This is a genomic window from Janthinobacterium sp. 35 (assembly GCF_002754575.1).
Taxonomy (GTDB): Bacteria; Pseudomonadota; Gammaproteobacteria; order Burkholderiales; family Burkholderiaceae_D; genus Janthinobacterium; species Janthinobacterium tructae.
Map to the genome: position 1 here is coordinate 3,714,073 of NZ_PEFN01000001.1, position 26,691 is coordinate 3,740,763.

At 64.4% G+C, this 26,691-nt stretch carries 19 protein-coding genes; 8 read left to right on the plus strand and 11 right to left on the minus strand.

Translation table 11 applies throughout. From position 1 onward, the window contains the following. Positions 1 to 50 precede the first annotated feature (50 nt). Positions 51 to 1,451 (minus strand): aminotransferase-like domain-containing protein, encoded by a 1,401-nt coding sequence (locus tag CLU93_RS16540; RefSeq protein ID WP_099762338.1) that lies wholly within the window; start codon positions 1,449 to 1,451, stop codon positions 51 to 53. 332 nt (positions 1,452 to 1,783) lie between these two features. Between CLU93_RS16540 and CLU93_RS16545 the strand changes: the two genes are divergently transcribed. From CLU93_RS16545 to CLU93_RS16580, 8 genes are all read left to right on the plus strand, one after another. After that, on the plus strand, positions 1,784 to 2,137 hold the full coding sequence (locus CLU93_RS16545; protein ID WP_099762339.1) for a YtxH domain-containing protein: 354 nt from the start codon (positions 1,784 to 1,786) through the stop codon (positions 2,135 to 2,137). A gap of 248 nt (positions 2,138 to 2,385) precedes the next feature. Next, on the plus strand, positions 2,386 to 4,797 hold the full coding sequence (locus CLU93_RS16550) for a catalase (RefSeq protein WP_099762340.1): 2,412 nt from the start codon (positions 2,386 to 2,388) through the stop codon (positions 4,795 to 4,797). Between the two features lie 207 nt (positions 4,798 to 5,004). Next, positions 5,005 to 6,699, plus strand: a complete 1,695-nt coding sequence (locus CLU93_RS16555) for an MFS transporter (protein ID WP_180287869.1) — start codon at positions 5,005 to 5,007, stop codon at positions 6,697 to 6,699. Continuing rightward, positions 6,686 to 7,855, plus strand: coding sequence for an HlyD family secretion protein (locus CLU93_RS16560; protein WP_257224990.1), 1,170 nt, complete (start codon positions 6,686 to 6,688; stop codon positions 7,853 to 7,855). Before CLU93_RS16555 ends, CLU93_RS16560 begins: the two co-directional genes overlap by 14 nt. Next, on the plus strand, positions 7,852 to 9,246 hold the full coding sequence (locus tag CLU93_RS16565; RefSeq protein ID WP_099762342.1) for an efflux transporter outer membrane subunit: 1,395 nt from the start codon (positions 7,852 to 7,854) through the stop codon (positions 9,244 to 9,246). The genes CLU93_RS16560 and CLU93_RS16565 overlap by 4 nt, the downstream gene beginning before the upstream one ends. Positions 9,247 to 9,354: 108 nt before the next feature. Next, positions 9,355 to 10,095 (plus strand): tetratricopeptide repeat protein, encoded by a 741-nt coding sequence (locus CLU93_RS16570; RefSeq protein ID WP_165829529.1) that lies wholly within the window; start codon positions 9,355 to 9,357, stop codon positions 10,093 to 10,095. Positions 10,096 to 10,183: 88 nt separating this feature from the next. Then, entirely contained in the window at positions 10,184 to 10,534 is a 351-nt protein-coding gene (locus tag CLU93_RS16575) for a transposase (RefSeq protein ID WP_099762344.1), read from the plus strand. A 17-nt stretch (positions 10,535 to 10,551) separates the two neighbouring features. After that, positions 10,552 to 11,436 carry an IS3 family transposase gene (locus CLU93_RS16580; RefSeq protein ID WP_243420400.1) on the plus strand — a complete coding sequence of 295 codons (885 nt, stop codon included), beginning with the start codon at positions 10,552 to 10,554 and terminating at the stop codon, positions 11,434 to 11,436. A gap of 48 nt (positions 11,437 to 11,484) precedes the next feature. Here CLU93_RS16580 and CLU93_RS16585 read toward each other — a convergent pair whose 3' ends face one another. The 10 genes from CLU93_RS16585 to CLU93_RS16630 form a co-directional block, all read right to left on the minus strand. After that, entirely contained in the window at positions 11,485 to 12,462 is a 978-nt protein-coding gene (locus CLU93_RS16585) for a hypothetical protein (protein ID WP_143451754.1), read from the minus strand. 131 nt (positions 12,463 to 12,593) lie between these two features. Next, the gene (locus CLU93_RS16590) at positions 12,594 to 15,710 is read right to left on the minus strand and encodes an efflux RND transporter permease subunit (RefSeq protein ID WP_099762346.1); all 3,117 of its coding nucleotides are present in this window, start codon (positions 15,708 to 15,710) and stop codon (positions 12,594 to 12,596) included. A gap of 9 nt (positions 15,711 to 15,719) precedes the next feature. Further along, positions 15,720 to 16,883, minus strand: coding sequence for an efflux RND transporter periplasmic adaptor subunit (locus CLU93_RS16595; protein WP_099764426.1), 1,164 nt, complete (start codon positions 16,881 to 16,883; stop codon positions 15,720 to 15,722). A gap of 13 nt (positions 16,884 to 16,896) precedes the next feature. Continuing rightward, a complete protein-coding gene (locus CLU93_RS16600; RefSeq protein ID WP_257224991.1) occupies positions 16,897 to 18,318 on the minus strand; it encodes an efflux transporter outer membrane subunit in 1,422 nt (473 codons plus the stop codon). Then, the gene (locus CLU93_RS16605) at positions 18,315 to 19,043 is read right to left on the minus strand and encodes a CerR family C-terminal domain-containing protein (RefSeq protein ID WP_099762347.1); all 729 of its coding nucleotides are present in this window, start codon (positions 19,041 to 19,043) and stop codon (positions 18,315 to 18,317) included. The genes CLU93_RS16600 and CLU93_RS16605 overlap by 4 nt, the downstream gene beginning before the upstream one ends. Positions 19,044 to 19,305: 262 nt before the next feature. Further along, positions 19,306 to 20,667: a hybrid sensor histidine kinase/response regulator gene (locus CLU93_RS16610; RefSeq protein WP_099762348.1), complete on the minus strand. Its 1,362-nt coding sequence runs from the start codon at positions 20,665 to 20,667 to the stop codon at positions 19,306 to 19,308. Between the two features lie 142 nt (positions 20,668 to 20,809). Beyond that, positions 20,810 to 21,544, minus strand: a complete 735-nt coding sequence (locus CLU93_RS16615) for a 2OG-Fe dioxygenase family protein (protein ID WP_099762349.1) — start codon at positions 21,542 to 21,544, stop codon at positions 20,810 to 20,812. Between the two features lie 105 nt (positions 21,545 to 21,649). Beyond that, a complete protein-coding gene (locus CLU93_RS16620) occupies positions 21,650 to 23,686 on the minus strand; it encodes a TonB-dependent receptor (RefSeq protein ID WP_099762350.1) in 2,037 nt (678 codons plus the stop codon). Between the two features lie 22 nt (positions 23,687 to 23,708). Then, positions 23,709 to 24,197 carry a DUF6702 family protein gene (locus CLU93_RS16625; RefSeq protein WP_099762351.1) on the minus strand — a complete coding sequence of 163 codons (489 nt, stop codon included), beginning with the start codon at positions 24,195 to 24,197 and terminating at the stop codon, positions 23,709 to 23,711. After that, positions 24,194 to 26,563 (minus strand): M1 family metallopeptidase, encoded by a 2,370-nt coding sequence (locus tag CLU93_RS16630; protein WP_099762352.1) that lies wholly within the window; start codon positions 26,561 to 26,563, stop codon positions 24,194 to 24,196. The genes CLU93_RS16625 and CLU93_RS16630 overlap by 4 nt, the downstream gene beginning before the upstream one ends. Positions 26,564 to 26,691 lie beyond the last annotated feature (128 nt).

Genomic DNA, 26,691 nt, shown 5'->3' on the forward strand with positions numbered 1-26,691 from the left:
GTCTGAAGCTTTGTTCCCCGCCCGCCTGCGCCGACGCGCGCATCTACCGCCTAAATGACGAACTCCTGGTGCACCACCGGCTTGTGCGCCAGCAGCAGCGACAGTTTTTTTAATGCGCTGGCCAGGCGTGCGCGGTCGCGGATGCTGCCCAGGGAGATGCGGATGGCGTTCGGTGGTTTGCTGGCGTGGAAGGCGTCCGAGGCCGTCACGGCCACACCCTGGGCGCGGGCGGTGGCAGCCAGTTCGCGCGAGGTCCAGTAGCTGGGCAGTGAAAACCAGACGTGGATGCCGTCGCTGCGCGGGTGGCTGGTGCCCGTCAGAATCGTGCGGATGACGTCCTGCCGGGCATCTGCTTCGCTGCGCACGCCGGCCAGCAGTGCGTGCGCGGAGCCGTCGTGTATCCATTGCGTCGCCAGCGCCGTCGTCAGCGGCGTGGCCATCAGGGAAAACGAGCGCAGGGCTTGCACGAAGCGTTCGCGCAGCTGCGCGTCGGGAACCAGCGCGTAGGCCATGCGCAAGCCGGGCGCCAGGCATTTCGACAGTGTGGCGATATACGACACGTTGCCCGGCGCGTAATGGGCCAGCGGCGGCGGCGCGTCGGAGGCCAGCAGCCAGTACGGGTCGTCCTCGATGATATGCATGCCGCAGCGTATGGCCACCTGCGTGATGGCCAGGCGCCGCGCGGCCGGCATGGTGTGTGCGGTGGGGTTTTGCAGCGTGGGATTGAGGTAGACCAGGCGCGCACGGTGCTTGCGGCCGGCTTTTTCCAGCGCATCGGGCAGCATGCCCTCCGCGTCCGTTTCCACGACGATGGTCTTGCGATTGAGCAGTCCCGCTGCCGAGCGCAAGCCCGGATACACGGCTGGCTCCGTCAATATGCTGTCGCCGGGCCGGCTCAGGGTCAGTATCAGCGCTGCCAGCGCCGCCTGCGCGCCGGGGCAGGCTACCACCTGCTCGGCCTCGACGTGGTCGAACATGGGCGCGAGCCAGACGGCGCCCGCCGCGCGGTCGGCCTTGCCGCCGCCGCCCAGGTGATAACTCATCAACAGATCGCTGTCCGTGCGCATCAGCACCTGTGCCACGCCCTGTTTCAGCAGGTCGTCGAAATCCACGCCTGCGGGCGGCGGCGGGATGTTCATGCTCAGGTCCAGCATCTGCGTCAATTCCACTTTTGGCGCAGCCACATAGGTGCCGCGCGCGCCGTGCCCTTCCAGCAGATTGCGGCGCTTGGCCTCGTCGTAGGCGCGCGTCACCGTCGTCAGGTCGATCTGGAACAGGGCGGCCAGGCGGCGCTGCGGCGGCAGGCGGTCACCAGGGCGCAGGCTGCCGTCGGACAGCGCGCGCTCGAGCATGTCGGCGATCTGCAGGTAGCGCGGGCCGCCGTGCTGCACGAATGGCGTGATCCACGCACTGGCCTGGCTTTCTTCTTGTATGGCTTTTGATTTGGACATTCTGTCTATATGTATGGATATTGCCTCTCGCAATTATGCGGAAAATCCCGTTAAATATCCATACATGTTTGTATTCCCCGCTGGCCTCACCAGGCCGGCGGAGATTGTTATTTCCATCAGGCATTTAAGTCTGGGTCACAAGGTGTGGCAGCGCACGGTGGCGCACGGCGGGCGCGGTTAAAGTAGTGCCAACAGCTTGCTGCTGATCCTGTATTTGATATGGCTCAGCCCGGCAGCGTTTAGCCGCTTCTTTTTCCCTGAAGCGAGGAGAATCATGATTCGGTCACGGCATCGAGCATGGTTGAAATTATTCACTGTTAAAGGAAACCACCATGAACGCGATTGAAAAAACCAGCTCCGATATGAACGGCACCACCCAGGACACGCGCCAGGACTTGCACCGCACCATCGACAAGGTGGCTAGCCAGGCCCAGCCCCTGGCCGACAAGATGGCCACGCGCGCCCATGACGGCGTGGACCAGGTGGGCGACCGCATCGGCCAGGTCAGCGATACCGTCAGCAAGGCTTCAGAAACCCTGATGGTGCGCGGCAAGCAATTGGGTGCCGCCTGCCAGCGCGCTGGCGAGACGGGACGCGGTTATGTGCGCGAGCGCCCGGCCATGTCGCTGCTGATTGCGGCCGCGGCCGGCTATGGCCTGTCGAAATTGCTGGGTTCGCGTAAATAAGTTTTACGCCTTCCTGAAAGTATTTGTCGTGGGCGCTGTTCCCTTCGCCGTCATGGCGGGGCGGGCCGGCGCCCACGCGCACAAGGTACAAGGTAGTAGCAGGCAGTAAAGGAGCGTGATGATGCGCTCCGTTTTGTTGTGGTTGATCGGCATACCTATTCCCATCATTGTTTTGATTGCCCTGTTCGTGCGCTCAATGAGCGAGTTGTAGCGTTGCTTCCCGGGGCAAACTACTCACAGGAGATGTCATGGCTAGCAACAAGAAAACGCCGTCCACGGACGGTGCGGGTTCCATCTTGAGCAGCATGTCCGGCCCATCCGACAGCACTGCGCCGCACAGTCTGGGTGCGGACAATGATGTGACGCGCGCGCTGCTGCAAAAAACCGCTGCCAGCCAGCAACTGGCTGCCGCCATGGCCGTCAATCCCAAGGAGGACGGCCAGTACGGCGAGGCAGCGCGCACGCCGGTCGAAGGCGTGCATGTGGCCACCGGCGAAGCGCTGGCCACGGCCAGCACTGCGGGCGAAACGATAGCTTCTGCGAAGACGGGCGCTGGCCAGCCCGCGCTGGGCGAGAACGCGCGCAGCGCTTCCCTCGATGGCGCCCGCAGCGACGACAGCGGCTGCGTGCTGACGACCAACCAGGGCGTGCCTGTGGGCGACAACCAGAATTCGCTGAAGGCGGGCTTGCGCGGTCCCACCCTGATGGAAGATTTTATCTTGCGTGAAAAGCTCACGCATTTCGACCATGAGCGCATCCCCGAGCGCGTCGTGCATGCGCGCGGTTCGGCCGCCCACGGTTACTTCGAATGCTACAAGGAGCAAAGCAAGCTGACGCGCGCGGCGCTGTTCGCCAAGGCAGGCAAGCGCACGCCCGTCTTCGTGCGCTTTTCCACCGTGGCCGGTGAACGCGGTTCGACCGATACGGCGCGCGATGTGCGCGGCTTCGCCGTGAAGTTTTATACGGACGAGGGCAACTGGGATTTGGTCGGCAATAACATCCCCGTCTTCTTCATCCAGGATGCGATGAAATTCCCTGACCTGATCCACGCCGTCAAGCCCGAGCCGCACCATGGCATGCCGCAGGCGGCCAGCGCGCACGACACCTTCTGGGATTTCGCTTCGCTGTCGCCGGAAATTACGCACATGCTGATGTGGGCCATGTCCGACCGCGCCATCCCGCGCAGTTATCGCATGATGCAGGGCTTCGGCGTGCATACCTTCCGTCTCGTGAATGCCAAGGGCCAGTCCGTGTTCTGCAAATTCCACTGGTCGCCCATGGCCGGCACGCATTCCCTCGTGTGGGACGAAGCCGTCAAGATCAGCGGCGCCGATTCCGACTTCCACCGGCGCGACCTGTGGGAAGCCATCGAGTGCGGTGAGTATCCCGAGTACGAGCTGGCCTTCCAGATCTTCACGGAAGCGCAGGCGGAAGCGTTTCCCTTCGACGTGCTCGATCCCACCAAACTGATTCCCGAAGAACTGGTGCCGCTGGTCCCCGTCGGGAAAATGGTCTTGAACCGCAATCCTGACAATTTTTTCGCCGAGACGGAGCAGGTGGCCTTTTGCACGGCGCACATCGTGCCCGGCATCGATTTCAGTAACGACCCGCTGCTGCAGGGGCGCATCCACTCGTACGTCGACACGCAGATCACGCGCCTGGGCGGCGCCAATTTTCATGAAATCCCCATCAATGCGCCGCTGGCGCCACTGCACAACAACCAGCGCGACGGCATCCACCGCCAGGCCATCAACCGTGGCCGGGTCGCGTACGAACCCAATTCGCTGGCGGGCGGCTGTCCGTTCCAGGCGGGGGCGCAAGGTTTCAACAGTTTTCCCGCCTCCGCCGAAGGCGACAAGGTGCGCGGCAAGCCCGAGAAATTCGCCGAGCATTATGGTCAGGCGCGCCTGTTCTGGATCAGCCAGACGCCCGTCGAGCAAGATCACATTGTGCACGCGTTCCGCTTTGAGCTGAGCAAGGTGCAGACGGTGGCGATTCGCCAGCGCATCGTCGCCATGCTGCGCAATGTCGACGAAGACCTGGCGCAGGACCTGGCCGATGCCTTGGGCCTGGCGCTGCCGCCGGCCATGCCGCGCGCCTCCCTGCAGCCGCTGCCCGCGTATGCGCCGTCGCCAGCGCTGTCGCTCTTTTTCCGGCCCGGCAAGACGGGCATCCATACCCTCCGCGTGGCCATCCTGGCGGGGCCGGGCAGCGATGGCGCGCAGGTGCGCAATATCTATGCCGCGTTGCTGTCCGATGGCGCCGTGCCGCGCCTGGTGGGCAGCCTCCTGGGGAAAGTCGACACCAGCGGCGGCGCGCCGCTCGATGTGGAAATCTCGCTCGAAGCGGGACCGTCCGTGCTGTTCGACGCCGTCGTCGTGCCCGACGGTCAGGGCGCCGTGCAGCAACTGGGCGAGGACGCCAACGCGCTCGACTTCCTGCGCCTGCAATACCGCCACTGCAAGCCGCTGCTGGCCATCGGCGCGGGCAAGGGCTTGCTGGACAAGGCTGGCGTGCCGGCGACCCTGCCCGACGGCAAGCCGGATCCCGCCGTCATCGTCGCGCCGTCCGGCGACGTGGTGAAAGCCGTGGCGGCCTTTAAAAAGGCGCTGGCGGCGCACCGGGCGTTCGCGCGCGAAACGGACCCGCCGCGCGTGTAAGTGTCTGCATCCGCGCAGGGGCGGGATCGGCCGGCCCCTGCCGGTCCCGTTGCCTACCCTGTTTTCGCCGCACGCGCAACGCCATGCAACAATGTAAACAATAAAAACGTTCTGCGGTGATATGCTGCTGACTAGAACTGTTCATTTGCAACTATTTCTATAACACCAGCAAAGAACGGCTTCAGCAAACCGGATCGCGATTACCGCATGGACAAGTACACACCTCGCACCTGGGGGCCGGGCGAACGCCCGACCTTGCCCGGGTCGCCATCGATGCCCGAACATTCGACGCCCAAGCGTGTCGCGTATTTCATCGTCGGCCTGATCGTCGCGCTGACGGGGGGACTGGGCAACGGCCTGGTGACGGCCAATCTGCTGAACCTGCAAGGTTCGCTGGCCGCCTATGCCTACCAGATGCAATGGCTGCCGGCCGCCTACGTGATGACCATCGTCTCCATGAATCTGCTGCTGGTGAAGTTCCGCCAGCAATTCGGCCTGCGCCTGTTTACGGAAGCGTTCCTGGTGCTGTATGCGCTCGTCACCTTCGCCCACTTGTATGCGAATACCTTGCCGTCGGCGATCGCCGTGCGCGCCGCGCATGGCATGGTGGGCGGCGCGCTGGGCGTGCTGGGGCTGTACTACACCCTGCAGGCGTTTCCCGCGCGCCACCGCCTCAAAGGCGTGGTGCTGGGCCTGGGCTTTGCCCAGTTGGCGCTGCCCCTGGCGCGCATCTTCACTTCCGAACTGCTGCAGATCGGCGAATGGCATGGCCTGTACCTGTTCGAACTGGGACTGGCGCTGCTGGCGCTGGGCTGCGTGCTGGCCCTGAAACTGCCACCCGGCGACCGCGTGCAAACGTTCGAGCCGCTCGACTTCCTCACCTTTATTTTGTTCGCGCCCGGCGTGGCCCTGCTGTGCGCCGTGCTGGCGCAGGGGCGTACGGCGTGGTGGATGGAGTCCGAGTGGGTGGGTGTGTGCCTGGCGTGTTCCATCGTGCTGATCGCCGCCTCGCTGGCCATCGAGCATAACCGCGCGCGCCCGCTGCTCAATACGCGCTGGCTCACCACGGGCAAGATCGCCAAGCTGTTTTTATCGGTGCTGCTGTTTCGCATCGTGCTGTCCGAATCGACGGGGGCCGTCGGCTTCCTGCAGGCGCTGGGCCTGAACACGGACCAGATGCAGCACCTGTTCATCGTGGTGCTCCTGGGCAGCGTGGCAGGGTTGGTGGTCAGCGCGCTGACGATCAATCCGAAGACGCTGAACCGCTCGCTGATGTTCGCGCTGCTGCTGATCGCTGCCGGGGCGCTCATCGACGCGCACGCCACCAGCCAGACGCGCCCCGTCAACATGTATGTCAGCCAGTTCCTGCTGGCCTTTGGCGGCACGTATTTCCTCGGCCCCACCATGGTGGCCGGCATGGGCGCCGTGATCGCCGAACCGCGCAATCTGGTGAGTTTTTCCGTGATGTTTACCATGACGCAGAACCTGGGCGGCCTGCTTGGTTCGGCCATCGTCGGCACCATCCAGACGGCGCGCGAAAAATACCATTCCAGCTACCTGGTCGAGCATCTCACCATGCTCGACCCGCAGGTGGCCGCGCGCGTGCAGTCGGGCGCCGCAAGCTACGGCGGCGTGCTGACGGATCCCGCCTTGCGCAGCGCCCAGGGCGTGGCGCGCCTGGGCGCCATCGCCACGCGCGAAGCCAATGTGCTGGCCTACAACGACGTCTTTCTGATGATCGCCGGCGTCGCCATCGCCACCTTGCTGTGGATGCTGGTCAGCCAGTCCTGGACCCGCATCACCATCGGCGCACGCCGCCTGGCCGGCCCCGTGCGCGATGCGCAGACGGCCATGGCCATCGTCCCCATTACCAATTCGGAACCAAGCAATGACAGAAAATAACAGCACACCGCCAATACCGCCCACCGCACCCGCACCCGCCGCTCCTTCCATGGCGCAGCCGGACCGGCGCCACCAGTGGCTGTCCGCGCTGGCCTTTGCCGCCGTGGCTCTGGTGGGCGTGCTGATCGTGCTGTACGCGTGGCGTTTGCCACCGTTCACCAGTCCCATCGTGACGACGGAAAACGCCACCGTGCGCGGTCAGGTGACCATCATCGGCACGCAGCTGTCCGGCTACGTGGTGGAAGTGACGGTGCAGGATTTCATGGATGTGAAGGAAGGGCAGCTGCTGGTGCGCATCGATGACCGCATCTACCAGCAGCGCTACGAGCAGGCGCAGGCCCAGCTGGCGGCGCAGCAGGCGGCGCTGTCGAACTGGGCGCAGCAAAAGGCCAGCGCGCAGGCGGGCATTTCCGTCAGCGAGGCCGTGATGGCGAATGCGGAAGCGCAGGCGCGCAAGGCCAGCGCCGATTTGAATCGCGTGGAGCAGCTGGTGGCTGACGGTTCGCTGTCGCAGCGCGAACACGATCAGTCGCGCGCCACGCAGGCGCAGATGGCAGCCGCGCTGGCGCAGGCGCGCGCCAATCTCGACATCGCCCAGCAAAGCGTGCATAGCGTGGTGGTCAACAAGCAGGCTTTGGAAGCGGCCGTGGCGAACGCGCAGGCGGCCGTCAAGGCGGCGAAGATCGACCTCGATAACACGCGCATCGTGGCGCCATCCGACGGCCAGCTGGGCCAGGTGACGGTGCGTCAGGGCGCGTACGTGAATTCGGGCGCGCAGCTGATGGCGCTGGTGCCGCGCCAGATGTGGGTGATCGCCAATTTCAAGGAAACGCAGATGAACGGCGTGCAGGAAGGGCAGAGCGCCACCTTCCACGTCGACGCGCTCGACGGCGCCGTGCTGACGGGCCAGGTGGAGCGCATTTCGCCGGCCACCGGTTCCGAATTTTCCGTGCTGCCGGCCGATAACGCGACGGGCAACTACCTCAAAATTGCCCAGCGCATTCCCGTGCGCATCCGCATCGATGCGGGGCAGGCGAATGCGCGCCGGCTCGTGCCGGGCATGTCGGTGGTGGTCAGCGTCGACACGTCCGCCGTGCTGAATGACTCGGCGGACAATCCCGCGCCTCCGCCTGCGCCAAAGAAAGCCAAGCCATGAAGCGCCGCGTATGGCTGATGGCCGGCGTGCTGGCGCTGGCCGGCTGCGCCGCCAATGCGCCACCGCAGCCCGCATCGGCATTACAGTTGCCGTCCGGCTGGCGCGCGCAGGCGGCTGGTGCGCCTGCGGCGACCGAGGCCCAAGTCGAGCAGTTGTGGTGGCAAACCTTCGGCGACCCGGTACTGAGCGATCTGGTTGGCGAAGCGCTGGCGCGCAATGGCGACTTGCGCGTGGCGCGCGCCCGCGTGCAGGAATACCGCGCCCGCCTGGCGCAGGCCGATGCGAACCGCGCGCCGAACCTGGCGTTCGATGGCTCGCCGACGCGCACGCGCACCCTGGCGTCGAGCGGCAATCCGTATGTGACGAATATCTTCCAGGCCGAACTGCAGGCCAGCTATGAAATCGACGTGTGGGGCCGGCTGGGCAATCTGAGTGACGCGGCCGGCGAGAGTTACCGCGCCGAACAGGCCAGCCTCGATGCGGCGGCCCTGTCGATCGCCGCCAGCGTGGCGACGAGTTACCTGAATCTGCGCGGACTCGACGCGCAGCTGGCGCTGACGCAATCGACCTTGCAGCTGCGCGCACAGTCGCGCGAGCTGGCGCGCAAGCAGTTCGAGGTGGGCTACAGTTCGCGGCTGGAATGGCTGCAGGCGCAATCGGAATACCATGCGGCGGCCGAGCAGGTGCCGCAGCTGCAGCGGCAGATCTTTGAACAGGAAAACGCACTGGCGATCCTCGTCGGCGGCAATCCTGGTGCCATCGCGCGCGGCTTGCCGCTGGCCGAGCTGGCGGCGCCGGGCGTGCCTGCCGGCCTGCCGTCCGAACTGCTGCGCCGGCGGCCCGACATCGCGCGCGCGGAACACAATCTGGCGGCCGCCAACGCCAGCCTGGCCGCCACGCGCGACCAGCTGCTGCCCTCGTTCAAGCTGACGGCCATCGGCGGCGGGCAAGCGACGACCCTCACCGATTTCCTGCATGCGCCGACGGCCCTGTGGCGCCTGACGGCGCTGGCGGCCGGCCCCCTGTTCGACGGCGGGCGCGTGCAGGCGCAGACGGATGCGGCCGGCGCGCAGCGCGACCAGCTCGTGTACACGTATGAAAACGTGGTGCGCAATGCCTTCGCCGAAACGGAGAACAGCCTGGGCGCCATCTACCGGCTGCAGCAGCAAGCCGTGGAAAACGACGCGCGCCGCGCCACGGCGGCGGACACCTTGCGCATCGCGCACAACCGCTACCGCAATGGCTATGCATCCTACCTGGAAGAACTTGACGCCCAGCGTACCCTGTACAGCGCCGACGTGGGCTTGCTGCAGCTGAAGACGCGCATCCTCGTCGCCTCGGTGGACCTGTACCGGGCCATGGGCGGCGGCTGGTCGGCCAAGGTGCAATAGGCCAGCGTGCCTGGCGTGGCCGTTTGCCGCGGCCAGTGTAATATTCTGAGCAGGGAAAGCGGCGGCATGGTGCCAGCCGCTCCCATCACGAACGAACGAGGTCGCAGCATGACGATTTTTGGCATAGGCATCCACATTCTGATCGCGGTATTTTTTGCGATTCACGTGGTGCGCAACGGGCAGCAGCTGTACTGGCTGCTCATTTTATTCATGTTCCCGCTGCTGGGCAGCGTGGTGTATTTCTTCGCCATCTACCTGCCCAATTCGCGCCTGCCGCAAGGCGCGCGCAAGGTCGCTTCGGTGGCCGTGCAGGTGCTCGATCCGAATCGGGAATTGCGTGAGGCGAAGGCCGCCTTCGAGTACACGCCGACGGCGCAAAACCAGATGCGCCTGGCCAGCGCGCTGCTCGAAGCGGGCGATGCGCAGGAAGCGGCATCGACGTATGAAGCCTGCTTGCGGGGAGCGTTTTCATCGGACCTGGAAATTCGCCTGGGCGCGGCACGCGCCTACCTGGAATGCGCGCGTGGCGCCGAGGCCTTGACGCACCTGGAATTCATTCGCCGCACGGATATGCATTTCCGTCCCGAGATGGTGTCGCTGCTGACGGCGCGCGCGCTGGCGCAAAGCGGGCGCCAGGTGGAGGCGAAGGCGGAATTCGACGACGCGCTGACGCGCTACAACAGCTTCGACTGCCGCGCCGAGTGTGCGATCTGGGCGCTGCAGCAGGGCGACAAGGTGTTGTCGGAACGCCTGCTGCTCGACATCGACAGCGCCATGGCCCGCTGGAGCAGCCATACGCGGGCTATGTATGCGCCGCTGCTGGCGCGCCTGGAAGCGGCGCGCAAGTAGCTCGCTTGCGTGGGGTCAGACTGAGCTAGCCCGGATTTGATGGAGGGTCACTAATTTGAGAAAATAGTGACATCCAAAGGAATCCATCATGACCAAGAAGCCATCGCTTGCCGTATCAGACGCTGTTCCCGCTACGCAAGTGCGGCGGGAACGCACCGTTTTCTCCAGGCAGTTCAAACTCACTGCTGTAGAGCGCATGCAGGAACCTGACTGCAGCCCGGCCGCCTTGGCGCTGGAACTGGGCATCCGCCGCAATCAGCTGTACAAGTGGGCTGCCGCGCTCAAGCAAGCTGGCGAACTGCCGGCGCCGAAAGTGGTAACGCCTGTCTCGACCACGGATCTGGCCAAAGAGAATGTCCGTTTAAAGCGTGCACTGCAGGCTTCGCTGGAGGAGAACGCCATCTTAAAAAAGCTCGATGCGTACTTAACGCGGCGTTAAAGCACAAGTACGCTTTCATTACCGCGCACCAAGCCGAGTTTCGGCTCGCCGCGATGTGCCGGGTACTGCAGGTCAGTCCCAGCAGTTATTATGCGGCCGCGAAACGGTTGCCCAGCTTGCATGACACTGTCGATCTGGCGCTGCGCGAGGACATCAAGCGCCTCCATGCAGAACATCGCTGTGCGCCGGGCGCGGTCAAGACCTGGCGGCTGTTGCATGCGCAGGGAATCATCTGCGGCAAGCACCGCGTGGCACGCCTGCGCAAGCTCGATGGCATTACGTCGATGCGCCGGCAGCGCTTTCGTGTCATGCAGACACATCAACACACCGAGCCTCCAGCGCCTGATTTGTTGCAACGGAAGTTCAATGTTGCCGCGCCCAATACGGCCTGGGTGGGCGATATCACGTCGATACGTACGCGTGAAGGATGGCTGCATCTGGCCATCGTGCTCGACCTGTTTGCACGCCGGGTGGTGGGATGGTCGATGGATACGTCGCAGCCTGCCATGCTACCCATCGCGGCCTTGAGGATGGCCATTGCGCAGCGCAAGCCGCCTGCCAATCTGATCTGTCATACCGATCAGGGCAGTGTGTACGGATCGGCGGCCTATCGCAGCGTGCTGCAGGAACATCAGTTGCGGCCCAGCATGAGCCGGCGTGGTAACTGCCACGATAACGCCGTGGCCGAGAGCTTCTTCTCGCAGCTGAAAAACGAAATCACGCACAATACGACGTATGCCACACGCGAAGAGGCCAAGGCTGCTATCGTCGATTACATCGAGGTGTATTACAATCGGATGCGCTTGCATCAAAGCTTGAAATACCGCACCCCAATCGAGGTTGAGGTGCATTACGCATCGATTAAAAATCCCCCGCACCGCGAGGGAGTGACTCTCCATTAAAACCGGGACACCTCAGACCCGGCGGGTCTGACCCCGGTGCTGATCTCATTAAACGCCAGGCACCGTATTTTTCCCTTCAATTAATTTATATCCCTTGCCATCGAAGCCATAACGCGCATGGCCATTCAAGGGCGTGGCGATGCGCGGCGGGTCCTGGTCCGGTTTGACCGTAACGCCTGGCTTGATCTTTTCTGATGCGCCCGTGAAATCGATCAGCAAGTCGTCGTAGGCGCCGCCATTGCGCGCCGGGGCGAAGCGCCACTTGCCGTCGACCATCCAGCACTCGTCCATGTCCGGCGTGCAGGCGCCCATATTGTCCGAGTACAGGTCCATGCCGCCATCGAGCGAGGTCACTTTGCCGTCGCCGATTTCAAACAGGGCCAGTTGCGTGATGGTGTAACCCTGGCCCGTATAGCCGTGGCGGATTGCCAGCCCAGGCTTGTTCGCACCCAGCATGATCCAGTGGACTTCGCCGAGTTGTCCCGACGAACCCAGGGCGGCGATGTTTTCCAGCCGTTTCACGACTTGCCACTGGCCGTCTTCCGGCTGACCCTTGGGTGCCAGGAAAAACACGTTCAACAGCCCCGGCGAGGCGTGCGCCGATTCTGCCGTGCCTTCCGTGTTGGCCGTTTCCGCATTTGCCACCAGGATGGCGCGGCCATCGGGCAGCAGCCTGTGGCTGACGGCACTGACGACATAACTGAGTTTGTCGACGTGGTTGTCCGGATCGGGCAGGTCGGCCAGCGCATCGTCGCTGTCGCCGCGGTAGTCCTTGCCAAAGACGGCACGCATCATGCCCGCCTCGCGCTTGCGCGCCTGCGGCGTGTTCATCTCTTCCGTCTTGGGCGCGGTGGCGGCCGGTGGCGGCACGTGTTCGGCCGATGCGGCATCGTCAGCGGCAGCGGCGGCGGGGACATCGGCTACCACGTCAGCTGCCAGGTCGGCGCTGGCGGGAGTGGTCTTGTCCGAACAGGCGCCGAGCAGTGCGGATACCATTAGCAGGACGAGCGGAGTGCGGTAATTCATAGGCAGGGCAGATTGCGTTCATGGAGAATGGGCGCAGTATGCCAGATAGATGGAAGCGAGGGAGCGCGGCCTGGCGGCCGGTCCCTCGCTTCCTTGCCCGCAGGGGGCGATTTTGCAAACAATGGCGGTGCTTATTTTTCCAGCGCCGCCCTGTCATCGCGCCGCAGCGGGGCCTTCTGGCGGCGCAGTTTCGCCATGCCGCGCTTGAGCAGGTGCTCGAGGTCGTCGATATAGGTGAACACGGCCGGCACCACCAGCAGGCTCAATAAAGTCGAGGTGATCAAGCCGCCGATGACGGTAATCGCCATCGGCGAACGGAAGCTGGGATCGGCGCCCCAGCCCAGCGCCAGCGGCATCATGCCGGCGCCCATGGCAATCGTCGTCATCAGGATGGGCCGGCTGCGCTTGTGGCAGGCGTCGACCAGTGCATCGAAGCGGTTCATGCCGGCCTGGCGCGCCAGGATCGCATAGTCGACCAGCAGGATCGAGTTTTTCGTGACGATCCCCATCAGCATGATCAGGCCTATCATCGACGGCATCGACAGGGCGCTGCCCGTGATCAGCAGCGCCACGAAGGCGCCGCCGATCGACAGCGGTAGCGCCGCCAGGATCGTCACCGGCTGCATGAAGTCCTTGAACAGCAGCACCAGCACGCAGTAGATGCACAGCACGCCGATCAGCATGGCCAGGCCGAAGCTGGCAAACAGCGAAGCCATTTCCTGCGCGTCGCCCAGTTCGGCGATCTTCACGGAAGGCGGCAAATTTTTCATCGACGGCAGTGCGCGCGCTTCTTCATTCAATTCGCCGAGGGTGCGCGAACCGAGTTCCACGTCGAGCGTCACGTTGCGGCTGCGGTTCAAACGGTCGATCTGTGCCGGGCCGCTTTCCATCGTCACGCTGGCCACGTTCGCCAGGCGCACGGGACCATTCTTGCCGGGTACGCTCAGGCGCTCGATGGCGGCCAGGTCGGCGCGCACGCTGTTGGGCAGCTTGACGCGGATCGGCACTTGCCGCTCGGGCAGGTTCATTTTCGTCAGGTCCGTATCGTAGTCGCCGGCCGTGGCCACGCGCACCGTCTCGCCGATGGCTGCCGCCGTCACACCCAGGTCTGCCGCCTTGGCAAAATCGGGACGCACGATGATTTCCGGGCGTACCAGCGAGGCGCTGGAATTGACGTTGCCGATGCCTTTCAGGCCGCGCAGCTCGCGCTCGACCTTTTGCGCCGCCGCCATCAATGCCACCGGGTCTTCCGAACGCAGCACCAGCTGCATCTTGACGCCCGTGTCGGGCGGCCCCACCGTGAAGCGGGCGCCGGGGATCGTATCGAGCTTGTGGCGCAACTGCGTTTCCAGGCCCGCCATCGATTCCTTGCGTTCGGTGCGGTGCACGGTGGTCAGGGTCAGCACGGCGCGGCGCGCCTCGGCCGCCGCGCCGGGGGCGAAGGCGTCGCCGCTGGAGCCGCCGCCAATCGAACTGAAGACGCCCTTGATGCCAGGCGTCTGCATGGCCGCGTCGCGCGCCATGGCTGCCACGGCCTGCGTTTCGGCCAGGGTGGAACCGGGCGGCAGTTCCAGGTTGATCTGCGTCTGTGCGCGGTCGGCGGCCGGCACGAAGCCCGTCGGCAGCAGCGGTACCAGCAGGATGGCGCCGACAAAGAACAGGGCCGCAGCGATGGCCGTGACGCCGCGGTGGTTCAGGCACCAGCGCATCACGTGCAGGTAGCGCGTCATCAGCCAGCCATCCTGTTCTTCCTTGTGCGGCAGCGGTTTCAATATGTAGGCGGCCATCATCGGCGTGAGCAGGCGCGCCACCACCAGGGAAGCCAGCACGGCCAGCACGGCTGTCCAGCCGAACTGCTTGAAGAACAGGCCGGGAATGCCGCTCATGAAGGCCGTCGGCAGGAATACGGCCACCAGCGCGAAGGTAGTGGCGATCACCGCCATGCCGATTTCGTCGGCCGCTTCCATGGCCGCTTGCATGGGCGACTTGCCCATGCGCAGATGGCGCTCGATGTTCTCGATTTCCACGATGGCGTCGTCGACCAGCACGCCGACGACCAGCGCCAGCGACAGCAGGGTGACGGTATTGAGCGTGTAGCCGAACCAGTAGATGCCGAGGAAAGCCGGCATCACCGACAGGGGCAGGGCGGCCGCGGCCACCAGCGTGGCGCGCCAGTCGCGCAGGAACCACCACACCACCAGCACGGCCAGCAGCGCGCCTTCGTACAGCAGTTCCATCGAGCCTTCGAAGTTTTCCTCGACGGGGAAGGCATTGTCGATCGACTGCTGCAGCACCACGTTGGGGTTTTCCTTCTGCAGGTCGGCGATGGCGTCGCGTGCGCCCTTGGCGACGGCCACTTCGCTGGCGCCCTTGGTGCGGAACACCTCGAAAGCGACGACCGTCTTGCCATCCTGCTCGGCCAGCGCGCGCGGTTCGGCGATGGTGTCGCGCACCGTGGCCACCTGGTCCAGGCGCACATGGCGTCCATCCGGCAGCGGCACTTCCACGCGCGACAGTTCATCGGCCGTCTTGACGGTGGCGATGGTGCGCACCGACTGCTCGGCGCCGCTGATGTCGCCCCGGCCACCTGGCGCTTCGCGCTGCACCAGACGCAGCTGGCGCGAGACGTCGAGGGCCGACACTTTCAATGCGGCCATGCGTGCCTCGTCGAGCTCCACCTGGATCTCGCGGTAGACGCCGCCCACGCGGGTAACAGCGCCCACGCCGGGCACTGTCAATAGGCGCTTGGCCACCGTGTTGTCGACGAACCAGGACAGGTCGGGTGAGTCGAGCGGATTATCGACACCGGGTTTCGCCGTGGCGATAAAGGTCAGCACCACGCGTCCGGCGGTGGACGCCTTGGTGACGGTGGGGTCGCGCAGCTCGGCCGGCATGTCCGCCTTGACGCGGGCGACGGCGTCGCGCACATCGTTGACGGCTTCGGCGATCTGCTTTTCCAGGATGAATTCGACGGTCACCGTAACGACGCCATCGAGCACCTTGGTGTAGATGTTTTTCACGCCTTGCAAGGTGGCGACGGAGTCTTCGATCTTGCGCGCCACTTCCGTTTCCAGCTGGGCCGGCGCGGCGCCGGGCAGCACCGCGCTGACGGTGACGATAGGCAGTTCGATGTCAGGGAAATCCTGCACCGGATTGGCTTTGTAGGCCAGCAGGCCGGCCAGGGTCAGCAGCGCGAACAGCATGATGGCCGGGATCGGGTTCTTGATCGAGAGGGAGGAAAAGTTCATGGCCTCTCCTTACTTTTTCGCTGCCGGTGCAGCCACCGGCGTCTGAGCCGGGGTTTTTACATTACGCACCAAATCGCCGTCATTGAGGAAGCCGGCGCCGCTGACGACAATCGTCGTGTCGGCCGTGATGCCGCCTACAATCTCGATGCGGTCGCTCAGGCGCCGTCCGGCCTGCACCTTGATCTGGCTGACCCGCTGGTCGGCATTCAGACGGAAGACATAGCTGAAGCCATCGCGCACGGCAATGGCCTGCTGCGGCACCGTCAGCGCGCCCGAGGTACCCAGTTCAAATTCGCCGCTGGCGTACATGCCGGCCTTGAACGGCGCATTGTTGCCGCTGCTGGCCGGCAGGTCCACATACACGAGGGCGGAACGCGTCTGCGGATCGACGGTAGGGGCGATCATGCGCACCTTGCCCGTCAAAACGCTGCCATTGGCTGCCTTCACTTGCGCCAGGGTGCCCGGTTTCAGGTTCAGCAGCTCGGTAGCCGTCACTTCGGCGCGCCATTCGAGGCGGCCCTGGCGGATCATGCGGAACAGCTCCGTACCGGCACCCACCACCGACCCGACGGTGGCCGAGCGCGAAGAGATGATGCCGCTGTCCGGCGCCACCACCTGCGTGTATTTCAGGCGCAGCTGCTGCGACGCCAGCTGCGCCTTGGCGGACGCAATGCGCGCGTTGGCCGTCTGTTCGGCCGTCAGGTACTGGCTGATCTGCTGCGCGCTGATGGCGCCCGTGCTTTGCAGCGAGCGGGCGCGCTGGGCGTTGGCGGCGGCTTCCGCCGCATTCGCTTCCGCTTCCAGCACGGCAGCCTTCGCCTGCGCCACGTCGGCATTGACCGTGTCGTTCGAGAACACGGCCAGCACCTGGCCGGCGCGCACCACGTCGCCGACATTCACGCGTACGTCGGTGAGGCGCAAGCCGTTCGATTCGCTGCCGATGACGGCTTCCTGCCAGGCGGCTACGTTGCCGTTGGCCTTCAGCTTGATGGGCAGGCTGGCCGTTTGCGGCCTGGCCGTGGTGACGGTCAGCGCAGGCTTTGGTGCCGCGTTCTTGTCCTTGGCATCGTCGGCCGCCGTGGAGGAAGGGGAGTACAGGGCCACGCCGGCGCCCAGCACCACGCAAAGGGCGGCCAGCGCGAGCGCCATCGGTTTCAAGGTCATTTTTTTCATGTTGTCGTATCCGTCAGGGGGCATTGTTGGCGATGGCGTTGGCGCTGCTGCTGTTCCAGCCGCCACCGGCGGCGCGGTACAGCGCTACCCAGGCGGCACTGCGTTCGCGCTCCAGGTTGACCACCGTGTTTTCGGCGGCCAGGCGCGTGCGGCGCGCGTCTTCCAGTTCGATCAGGCTGGCCAGGCCATTCTTGTAACGGTCTTCGGTGGCGACGAACGACACGCGGTAGCCTTCCAGGGCCGTTTTCGCGTGGCCGCTGCGCTCGTCCGTGCTGGCCAGGTTGACCAATGCTTCTTCCACTTCGCGCACGGCCTGGCGCACGCCGGCGCGGTACTTCACCACCGCTTCGTCATAGCGCGCCGTGGCCGCATCGACCTGGGCGCGGCGGGTGCCGCCGTCGAAGATGGGCAGGCTGACGGCCAGCGGACCGATGCTCCAGGTGCTGGCCGTGATGCTGGTGCCGCCAGCGCGGATATTGCCCTTGCCGATGGAGCCGGCCAGGCTCAGACGCGGGTAGCGCTGCGCCTGGGCGCCGCGTACTTCGAAGCTGGCGGCCGCCACTTCGCGTTCGGCGCTGTAAATGTCGGGACGCTGGCCCAGGGTTTGCGCCGGCAGTTGCGCAATCGCCACGGGCGAGGGCGCAACAAAGGGGCTGGCCGCCAGCTTCTGGCGCAGCGTCTCTTCCGGCAGGGCCGACAGGGCCACCAGCGCCTTGATGTTCACGTCGCAGGCGGCGCGCTGTTCGATGGCGCGGCTGGCGCCTTCGGCGGCGCTGGCGCGGGCCAGGGCGGCGTTGGCGGGCGGCTGGAAGCCGGCGCCGGCGCTCAGTTCCGTCAGGCGTGCCGAGTCGCGGCGCGAGACGGCATCCTGTTCGGCCACGGCCTGCAGTTGCTGGCAGGTGCGCAAGGCGTAGTACTGGTTCGCCACTTCGGCGGCGACCGAGACGCGGGCCTCATGCCAACCGGCCCGGGCGCTGTCGTAGCGCTCCTGCGCCGCATCGCGCGTGGCACGATTGGCGCCAAACACATCGATTTCCCACGACGCTTGCAAGGCCGCCTGCGAGGTGGTGCCGCCGGGCTGCGCCGATTGCTGGCTGGTGCGCACCACGCTGCCCGTCGCATCGAGCTTGGGCGCCAGCGCGGCGCCGCTGGCGATGCTGTCCGCGCGCGCCTGCACGATGCGCGTGCCGGCGGCGGCGATGGTCGGGCTGACCTGCTGCGCATCGGTGATCAATTCCACCAGCAGGCGATCGCCCTGGCCCTGCCACCAGCTGGCCAGGTCCGTCAGTTTGCCGTTATGCGGCAGCGGCGCCTGCCATTGCGCGGGTGCGCTGGCGGCCACGGCTGCGGGCGGCCCCTGCAGGGCGCAGCCGCCCAGCGCCAGCACGATGCTGGCGGCCAGGGCGCGTTGAACGGTGCATCGAATAGTCGTCATGCTGGTCCTTCTGCTTGTCGTTGAGCGGTGGGGGGAGAGGGAGGCGTGGCCAGGCGCCGGCGCTCCACGTCGGCCATGGCCAGCGCGTAGTCGGTCATGCGCGCCAGCCAGGTGTCGATGGCGTGCGGCGATTCCAGCAATTGCGGACGCAAGGTTTGCAGCACTTCGGTGCCCACCATGTGCTGCAGGGCCAGCGAAGCGATGGAAAACGCCAGGCGGTGCATGTCGTCGCTGTTGTCGGGCGCGCCCAGGTGGCGTGCCAGCACGCGCGTCAGTGCCTCGTGCTCGGGGCGGATGTTCTGGTCGATCTCGCGTGCCCACAGACCCGTCGGTTCGAGCATTTCGCGGCACCACAGGCGCATGCAGTCGCGCGCGATCTCGCCCTGCTGCATGGGCGCGAGCAATTGCGCATAAAAGCCTTCCAGGCTTTGGCGCAGGGTGAAATGGGGCTGCTCGTACAGGGCGATATTGTCTTGCGGGTCCGACGATTGCTGCGCGAAGGCGGCGCGGTACAGGCCCGCCTTGTCGCCAAAATAGTAGCGGATGGCGGCTGCGTTGGTGCCGGCCGCCTGCGCCAGTTCGCGCGTGGAGGTCTTGGCGTAGCCTTGTTCGGCAAACAGGCGGATGGCGCTATGCAGCAGCCGCTCGCGCGACTGTTCGCCATCGGAACGGGGCTTGCGTCCGTCGTCGGCAGCTGATGTAGGGGAAATGTATTTTTCAATCATGCCGGAGATTTAATCATATATCTCAAGCGATTGATATAACTAAGCCGGTTGATTTAGTTAAGGAATGATGAAGATGCGTGGAAAACGCAGGCAAAAAAAAGCCCGCGTACTAGCGCGGGCTGAATCCAATGTTCAGGGAACGAATTGGAGGAGACAGTTCCACTATAGCGCTGAAAATGGTGCGGTGCAATACCGTAGAACTACGGTATCGATCTACGTTAGATGGCAAAGTATCCAGAATCTATGCTGCGGCGCACCCGAATCAGGGCTTGCTGCGCAGGGCCAGCGTAAACGTGCTGCCGGAGCCGTAGTCGCTATTGAAGAACAGCGCTCCGCCGATGGCGTTGGCCAGGTTCTGGCACAGGTACAGGCCCAGTCCCGCGCCTTCCACGTGGCGCGTGGAGGTGGAATCGAGCTGCGAGAAGGCCTGGAACAGCTTGGCCTGGTCTTCTTCCTTGATGCCGGCGCCACTGTCGGCGATGCTCATTTCCGTCACCAGTCCGCCGTCTTCTTCGCGCTGGGACAGGCTGATGCGCACCGTGCCCTGTTCCGTGAATTTGATGGCGTTGTTGAGCAGATTGATGAGGATTTGCGTCAGCGCGCGGCGGTCCGTGTCGATGATGGCGGGCGGCTGGCCCGCTTCGCCCAGTGCCATTTCCAGCGCCAGGCCCTTTTGCTGGGCCAGGGGGCGCAAGGTGTCGGCCACTTCGGCCATCAGCTCCTGGCAGTGCACGGGCTCGATCGACAGGGTCAGCTTGCCCGCTTCGATCTTGGCCACGTCGAGGATGTCGTTGATCAAGGAGAGCAGGTGGCGCGCGCTGGCGCGGATGGTATTGAGTTGTTTGTCCTGGTCGGACGTCAGGGGGCCGGGCAGTTTCATCAGCAGTGCGCCGGTAAAGCCGATGATGGCGTTGAGCGGCGTGCGCAGTTCATGCGACATATTCGCGATGAAGGCGGACTTCATGCGGCTCGCCTCGGCCAGTTCCAGGTTTTTCAGGGCGATTTCGCGGTTGATGGTTTCCAGTTCGGCCGCATGGTGCGCCAGGCGCATGTTCAATTCGATCACCTGGCGTTCACGCGCCTGCAGTTCGCCGTTGACCTGCACTGCCTGTTCATACGTGGAAATGAGCAAATCGAGGATTTGCTGGCGCTCCGCATTGATGAAGTGCTTCTGGTCGCCCAGGTACAGGGCGATGCCGATTTCCACATTCTGGTTCTTGCGCAGCTTCTGGTTCATCAGCATGTGGCTGATGCGGTTGAGCAGGTAGTCTTCCGCATACGGCTTGCGGATGAAATTGTCGGCGCCGCATTCGATGCCGCGGATGATGTCCTTCGGGTCGTTGAGCGAGGTGACGAGGATCACGGGAATGTCGCGCAGGGTCGGATCGGACTTGATGGCGCGGCACAGGTCGTAGCCATTCATTTCAGGCATGACGATATCGGACAGCACCAGGTGCGGCTTGCGCTCGCGGATGGCGGCCAGGGCCAGCTGGCCATTCGCCGCCACGCGCGCGTTGTAGTGCAGCGACTGGATCAGGCGGCGCAATCGCTCCGCCTGGGTCGGGCTGTCCTCGACGATCAGGATCTCGATTTCGTCAGGCTTGATTTGGTTGTTGGAGTCCACAGACCTCTCCTAGAATTTCAGTGTGGTGATGCTGGGCGCGGTGAGCGCGCAATATCGACATCGTACGACTATATCGGATTTAGGTCTGCAAAAGTAACTTCCAGGTAACTATTTTGGCCACAGGGAATGCTGTGGCCGCCTGTCAGTTTTCGCCCTGGAACTGGCCTGCGCGATACGTCAGCACCAGCGTATCGCGGTGGCCATGCTCGCCAATGGGCTGGATCGGTGTCGATTCGTGGATCACCGCCGCATCGTCGAGCAGCAGCAGCGACCATGGCTCGGTCAAGGTAAAACGCTTGCCGTTGGGACCATTGGCTTCGAAGATGCGCGTCTCGCCGCCCTTCACCTGTTCCCGCCCGATCAACAGGACGGCGACGAAATCGACGCCGTCGCGGTGCGCGCCTTCCGGCGTGGGGCGGCCGATGCCATCGGTCGTATCGATGCGGAACTGGTGCGCCTCGATGAACCACGGCTGGCTGCCCTTCACCTGCGAGCAGGCGTCACCCAGCGCGCGGATCAGCTGTTGCCAGGCTGGCTGCGCGACGATGGCCGGCTCGACCGGCTCGAACAGGCGGTGCATGCCGCCATGCAGGGCGTTGTATTCCACCGGTTGCCAGTGCGGTCGGTGCGCCGTCTGCGTCAGGCGCGCTCCATCCTGCACGAAGCACGAGTGGCGCCGGCGGCGATAGCGGCCGCCATCCTTCAGGTAATTGTCCAGCGCCAGGGTATTCCAGCTCGGTTCGAGCGCGCGCAGCGCGGCCAGCGGGCAGCCGGCCAGCGCGGCCACATCCTGCGGGCGCAGGACGGCATAGCCGTCATCGCGCAAGGCGTCCTTGACGTGGGACGGGTCGGTAAAGATCGGTGCGGAAGTGCTCATGGCGGTGCGGGCCGGAACGCGGCCTGTCTCAGTTTATCCAGCCTGGCATTCTACGACTTCGCGGCGACTCGTGTGTTACGTCCGCCAGGAATTATGCTTGCCGAGTTAAAAATTCTTTACCAGGGTCAGGCGCAGCGAGCGCGATTCCACCGGATGGAAGTGGATATCGTCGACCGGCTGCGCCTCGCCGGGCAGGCGCGAGGCATAGTAGTAATCGATGGCCGAGTCGCGCCGGTTGGCCAGGTTGTAGCCTTCGAGCTCCACGCGCAAGGTCTTGTCGATCTGGTAGGCGAGGCGCCCGTTCAAGCCCACGCTGGCCGCGGAGCGCACGCTGTTGTCTTCCGTCAGGGGGCGCGGGCCGAAGTAGCGCAGGCGCAAAGAGCCTGACCATGGCCCGCGCGGCGTCAGCGTCATGGCCAGCTGGGCCACGCCTTCGATGGCGCCGGGAATGAAGTCGCCGGCCGGGTCGCTGCCGCGCGAGCGCGCCCGCGCATACGCCAGGTCCAGGTCCAGCGACAGCCAGCTGGCCGCCTTGTAGTAGCTGGAAAACTCGATGCCGTAGCGGCGGCTGGGGCGGCCCGCCTCGGTGGCGCCGGCGTCGCCGATGAACAGCAGCTCGGAATCGAAGTCCAGGCGGTACAGCGACAGCGAAGTTTGCAGGCCGGCGATGGCGGCGCTGCGCAGGCCCAGTTCCAGGGCGCGCGAGCGCACCAGGGGCGTGACCTTGTCGGCCGCCTCGCCCGTCTTCGGGTCGAGCGTGATCGTCGTGCCGCGCGCGTCGTTGCTGTGAAAGCCATTTCCGATGTTGATATACGCTTCCGTGTCGCGCCATGGCCCTGCGATCACGCTCAGGCTGGGGCTGAACAAATGGTCGCTGGCCGTGCCCGAATTGGCGGCGCGGTCGCTGCGCACGTCGAAGCGGTAGGCGTCCGCGCGCAGGCCGGCCACTGTGCGCAGCGACCGCGACCAGCGCGTGCTGTTTTCGCCATACACGCCGATACTGGTTTCGACGATATGGTCTTGCCGCGTGGTCGACACGATCTGGCGCTGGCGCGTGTGGTACAGGCCATTGTGGATATTGTCGTTCTGTAGCTGCACGCCGATGGTGGTGTCGCTGCTGCCCCTGTCCGTGTGGCGGTGCCAGGTGTGGCTGGCATCGAGGCCGGCCGTCACGCGCCGGTCGGGCTGGGCGAACTGGTCGCCGTTGACCGGATCTTCCATCGCATACGTGAAATTCGAGAACAGGGCCAGGCGGTTGGCGATCACATACGCGCTGACCCTGGACGATATGTCGTCCGTCGTCTGGCGCCAGGCGCCCGACAGGCTGTAGCGCTGCGCCTTGCCGCCGTCGCTGGCATCGATGGCGTCGAAGCGGCCCAAGGTACCGTCCTGCACGGCGCGCAGCGGAATCTGGTCGGTGGCATGCCAGCTGGCGTCGTACGCCATGGCCGTGACGTTGAAGCCATTGTTGGCATAGCCTTGACTGTAGCGCAGCACGCCATTGAGTTTGCGGTAGCGGTCCGGCTGCGTGAACGGGCCATCGTTATGCTGCGCTTCGAGCGCGTACAGCAGGCTGCCGTCGCCCGCATCAAACGAATCGGCCAGCAGGGCGCGGCGAAAGCCGTTTTGTCCGATCCCCGCGCTGGCGATGCCCTGCGTCAGGCGGTTCGCATAGATGATGGAGGCCGCTCCCGCCGAGGAAAAATCTCCTTGCGCCGCCGCATACGGGCCCTTTTTGTAATCGAGGCGCATGGCCAGTTCGGGGATCAGGAAGTTCAGGTCCGTCCAGCCCTGGCCGTGGCCATGGCTGCGCTGGTTGACGGGCATCTCGTCGACGCTGGTGCGCAAGTCCGTGCCGTGATCGAGGTTGAAGCCGCGCAGGTAGAACTGGTTGGCCTTGCCCTCGCCGCTATGCTGGCTGACGATCAGCCCCGGCACGGCTTCGAGCAATTCGCCGGGCCGGTAGCTGGTGCGCGCGTCGAGCTGTTGTTGCGTGACGCTGCCCGCGTTGGCCGAATCGGCCACGCCCAGCTGGTTCAGGCGCGAACCGTCGACCAGCACGCGCTGGAAGATGTCGTCGGCGTGGGCGGCGGTGGCGGAAAACAGGGCGGCGAGGAAGAGGGGAAGAGAGCGTGGCGTCATGGGTGTATGGGGGAAGCGGGGATTAGCGGATCGGCAGTTCCGTGTTCTGGTGGTCGAATATCAGCGTCTGGATGGTGCCGCTATCCTGCACGTTGAGGGTATTGCGCTGGCTGGGCAGGAAGTCGGTCAGCAACTGGTTATGGATGCGCGTGGCCGGCGCCAGGCGCGTGTGCTCGATCTCCTGGAAGATCACCACGTTGTCGGCATTGACCTTCATGCCGACCCAGTTCAGGCGCAATCGCTTGCCGTCCGGCGCCACGAGATAAAACTGTTTTTCCACATAGCGGCGCAGGGCCGCTTCGCTGTCTTCCTGGCCCAGGTCGAAGCGGCGCTGGTACAGATTTGTCAGCAGCGCCTCGACGTCATGGCCCGTGTAGGTGTGCACCACTTCCGTGCTGCCGCTGGCCGCGTTGTAGCTGATGTCGGCGATCCCCATGTGGAAATTGTGGGCGCCGGCGGCCATGCTGGCGCAGGCCAGCATGGCGGCAACCAGTGCGCGCCAGCGCGTCACGCCTCGTCGCCCTTCGCCGAGCCGCTGCCTTTCAATGGTGTATGAAAGTCGCGCATCAGGTTATCCTTGGGCGATTTTTCGCTCTTGAACAGTTCCAGGCGCGATGGCGTGATCTTTCTCGGCCAGGCATTGTTGCTGGTGTCGATGTCGGCCGTTTCCCAGTACGGGTCCTGCACCAGGCCCACCATCGGTTCATCGGTGATGACGACCTTGGTGATTTTTTTCGGCGAGTAGCGCCACACTTCGGCCGGCACGCGCTCGACGTATTTTTTGCCGCTTTTCAGTTCGATTTCCAGGATCAGGGGCATGACCATGCCGCCCAGGTTCGACAGGTCGACCAGGTACAAGTGCTTGCCCTGTTTCAGCAAGTCCTTTTCCCACGGTTCCAGAGCGGCCAGCGCTTCGGCGTAGGCGTTGCGGTCCTTGTTGGTCACCGTGAAGTCGTCGTGCTGGTTGTAGAAATCCTTCAGTTCCGGATGCGCATCGACGCGGCGCGGCATGCCCTTGTTGGCGCGGCTCGTGACCGATTCCGGCTGGGCGTCCTTCTGCGCCTTTTTCCAGGCTTTTTCCGTTTCCGGATTTTTGGAACTCACGCCGTATTCGCTGATGCCGTCGATGCTGATGTCGACCGGATCGGTGGTATAAAACCAGCCGCGCCAGAACCAGTCCAGGTCCGTGCCGGAGGCGTCTTCCATGGTGCGGAAAAAATCGGCCGGCGTGGGGCGCTTGAATTTCCAGCGCTGCGCATATTCCTTGAACGCGTAGTCGAACAGTTCGCGTCCGAGGATGGTTTCGCGCAGGATGTTCAGGCCCGCCGCCGGCTTGGCGTAGGCGTTGTTACCGAACTGCAGCAAGGATTCTGAATTGGTCATGATGGGTACCTGGTCGCGGCTACGCATGTAGTCGACGATTTCACGCGGTTCGCCGCGTGAGGCCGGGTAGTTCTCTTCCCACGCCTGCTGCGCCAGGTACTGCACGAAGGTGTTGAGGCCTTCGTCCATCCAGGTCCATTGGCGCTCGTCCGAGTTGATGATCATCGGATAGTAGTTGTGGCCCACTTCGTGGATGATGACGCCGATCAGCCCATATTTCGTGCGCTTCGAATAGGTCAGCTCGCCCGTCTTTTTGTCTTTCACCGGACGGGGACCGTTGAACGAGATCATCGGATACTCCATGCCGCCCACGGGGCCGTTGACGGAAATGGCCGTCGGGTACGGGTAGTCGATGCTGTACTTGTTGTACTGTTCGATCGTGTGCACGATGGCTTGCGTGCTGTATTTTTCCCACAGCGGATTGCCCTCTTTCGGATAGTAGGACATGGCCATCACATCGCTGCCGCCCTTCTTGTAGCCTTGCGCATCCCAGATGAACTTGCGGCTCGATGCCCAGGCGAAGTCGCGCACGTTGGCCGCCTTGAAGTGCCAGGTCTTTTGCGCGCGGCTCAGCGTTTTCTCGGCCGCTTCCGCCTCTTTTTGCGTGACGATGACGACGGGCTTGTCGCTGCCGCGGGCCTGTTCCAAACGCTCGCGCTGCGCGGAAGACAGCACGTCCTGCGGGTTTTGCAGCGCGCCCGTGGCGGCGACGATATGGTCGGCAGGCACCGTCAGCTGCACGTCGTAGTCGCCAAATTCCAGCGTGAATTCTCCCGAGCCGAGGAACTGCTTGTGCTGCCAGCCAGCCGCGTCGTAATAGGCCGCCATGCGCGGGAACCACTGCGCCACTTCGAACAGGGCGTTCTTGTCGTCGAAGACTTCATAGCCGGCGCGCCCGCCCAGCACCTTCTGTTCATTGATGCGGTAATCCCAGTCGATCTGGAAGACAAAGTCCTGGCCCGGTTTCAAGGGCTGTGGCAGGTCGATGCGCATCATGGTGCGGTTGATAACGTACTTCAGCGGCTGGCCGTCCGCGCCTTTTAACGCGCGGATATGGAAGCCGCCCTGGAAGTCGCCGCGCGCGAGGATGCCGCGCAAGCCTTCGAACTTCATCGTCTCGTCGCCCGCCGTTTTGGCCCACGCCTGGCGCGACGGTGCCGTGGCCATGCGGCGCGCGTCGGAATCGGGCTTGTAGATATTCTGGTCCAGCTGCAGCCACAGGTAGCCGAGCGTGTCGGGCGACTGGTTATGGTAGGTGATGCTGCCGCTGCCGGCGATCTCGCGCTTGGCTTCATCGAGGGTGGCGCGGATGGTGTAGTCGGCGCGCTGCTGCCAGTAAGCGTGGCCCGGCGCGCCGGAGGCGGTGCGGTAGGTATTCGGGGTGGGCAGCACTTCTTCGAGCTGGCGGAACTTGTCGTCGAATGGTTCGGCGGCGAAAGCCGACACGGTAAAGCACAGAGCCAACGAGGCTACGGAGCCGAAAGGTATGCGCATGGTCACCCTGATGTTGTTGTAAGGAAATAGTGGCAACTATTCTATACGCAGGGTGGGGCCATCCTTGTATCGATTTGTAATAAAGAAAGGCAGATTTTGCGCCAGCTTTTGCCTGGCGCTGCCAGGGC

Excerpts from the sequence above, each read along its gene's own strand:
- CLU93_RS16540 (WP_099762338.1), bottom strand. The coding sequence starts at position 1,451 with ATGTCCAAATCAAAAGCCATACAAGAAGAAAGCCAGGCCAGTGCGTGG.
- CLU93_RS16545 (WP_099762339.1), top strand. The coding sequence starts at position 1,784 with ATGAACGCGATTGAAAAAACCAGCTCCGATATGAACGGCACCACCCAG.
- CLU93_RS16550 (WP_099762340.1), top strand. The coding sequence starts at position 2,386 with ATGGCTAGCAACAAGAAAACGCCGTCCACGGACGGTGCGGGTTCCATC.
- CLU93_RS16555 (WP_180287869.1), top strand. The coding sequence starts at position 5,005 with ATGGACAAGTACACACCTCGCACCTGGGGGCCGGGCGAACGCCCGACC.
- CLU93_RS16560 (WP_257224990.1), top strand. The coding sequence starts at position 6,686 with ATGACAGAAAATAACAGCACACCGCCAATACCGCCCACCGCACCCGCA.
- CLU93_RS16565 (WP_099762342.1), top strand. The coding sequence starts at position 7,852 with ATGAAGCGCCGCGTATGGCTGATGGCCGGCGTGCTGGCGCTGGCCGGC.
- CLU93_RS16570 (WP_165829529.1), top strand. The coding sequence starts at position 9,355 with ATGACGATTTTTGGCATAGGCATCCACATTCTGATCGCGGTATTTTTT.
- CLU93_RS16575 (WP_099762344.1), top strand. The coding sequence starts at position 10,184 with ATGACCAAGAAGCCATCGCTTGCCGTATCAGACGCTGTTCCCGCTACG.
- CLU93_RS16585 (WP_143451754.1), bottom strand. The coding sequence starts at position 12,462 with ATGAATTACCGCACTCCGCTCGTCCTGCTAATGGTATCCGCACTGCTC.
- CLU93_RS16590 (WP_099762346.1), bottom strand. The coding sequence starts at position 15,710 with ATGAACTTTTCCTCCCTCTCGATCAAGAACCCGATCCCGGCCATCATG.
- CLU93_RS16595 (WP_099764426.1), bottom strand. The coding sequence starts at position 16,883 with ATGAAAAAAATGACCTTGAAACCGATGGCGCTCGCGCTGGCCGCCCTT.
- CLU93_RS16600 (WP_257224991.1), bottom strand. The coding sequence starts at position 18,318 with ATGACGACTATTCGATGCACCGTTCAACGCGCCCTGGCCGCCAGCATC.
- CLU93_RS16605 (WP_099762347.1), bottom strand. The coding sequence starts at position 19,043 with ATGATTGAAAAATACATTTCCCCTACATCAGCTGCCGACGACGGACGC.
- CLU93_RS16615 (WP_099762349.1), bottom strand. The coding sequence starts at position 21,544 with ATGAGCACTTCCGCACCGATCTTTACCGACCCGTCCCACGTCAAGGAC.
- CLU93_RS16620 (WP_099762350.1), bottom strand. The coding sequence starts at position 23,686 with ATGACGCCACGCTCTCTTCCCCTCTTCCTCGCCGCCCTGTTTTCCGCC.
- CLU93_RS16630 (WP_099762352.1), bottom strand. The coding sequence starts at position 26,563 with ATGCGCATACCTTTCGGCTCCGTAGCCTCGTTGGCTCTGTGCTTTACC.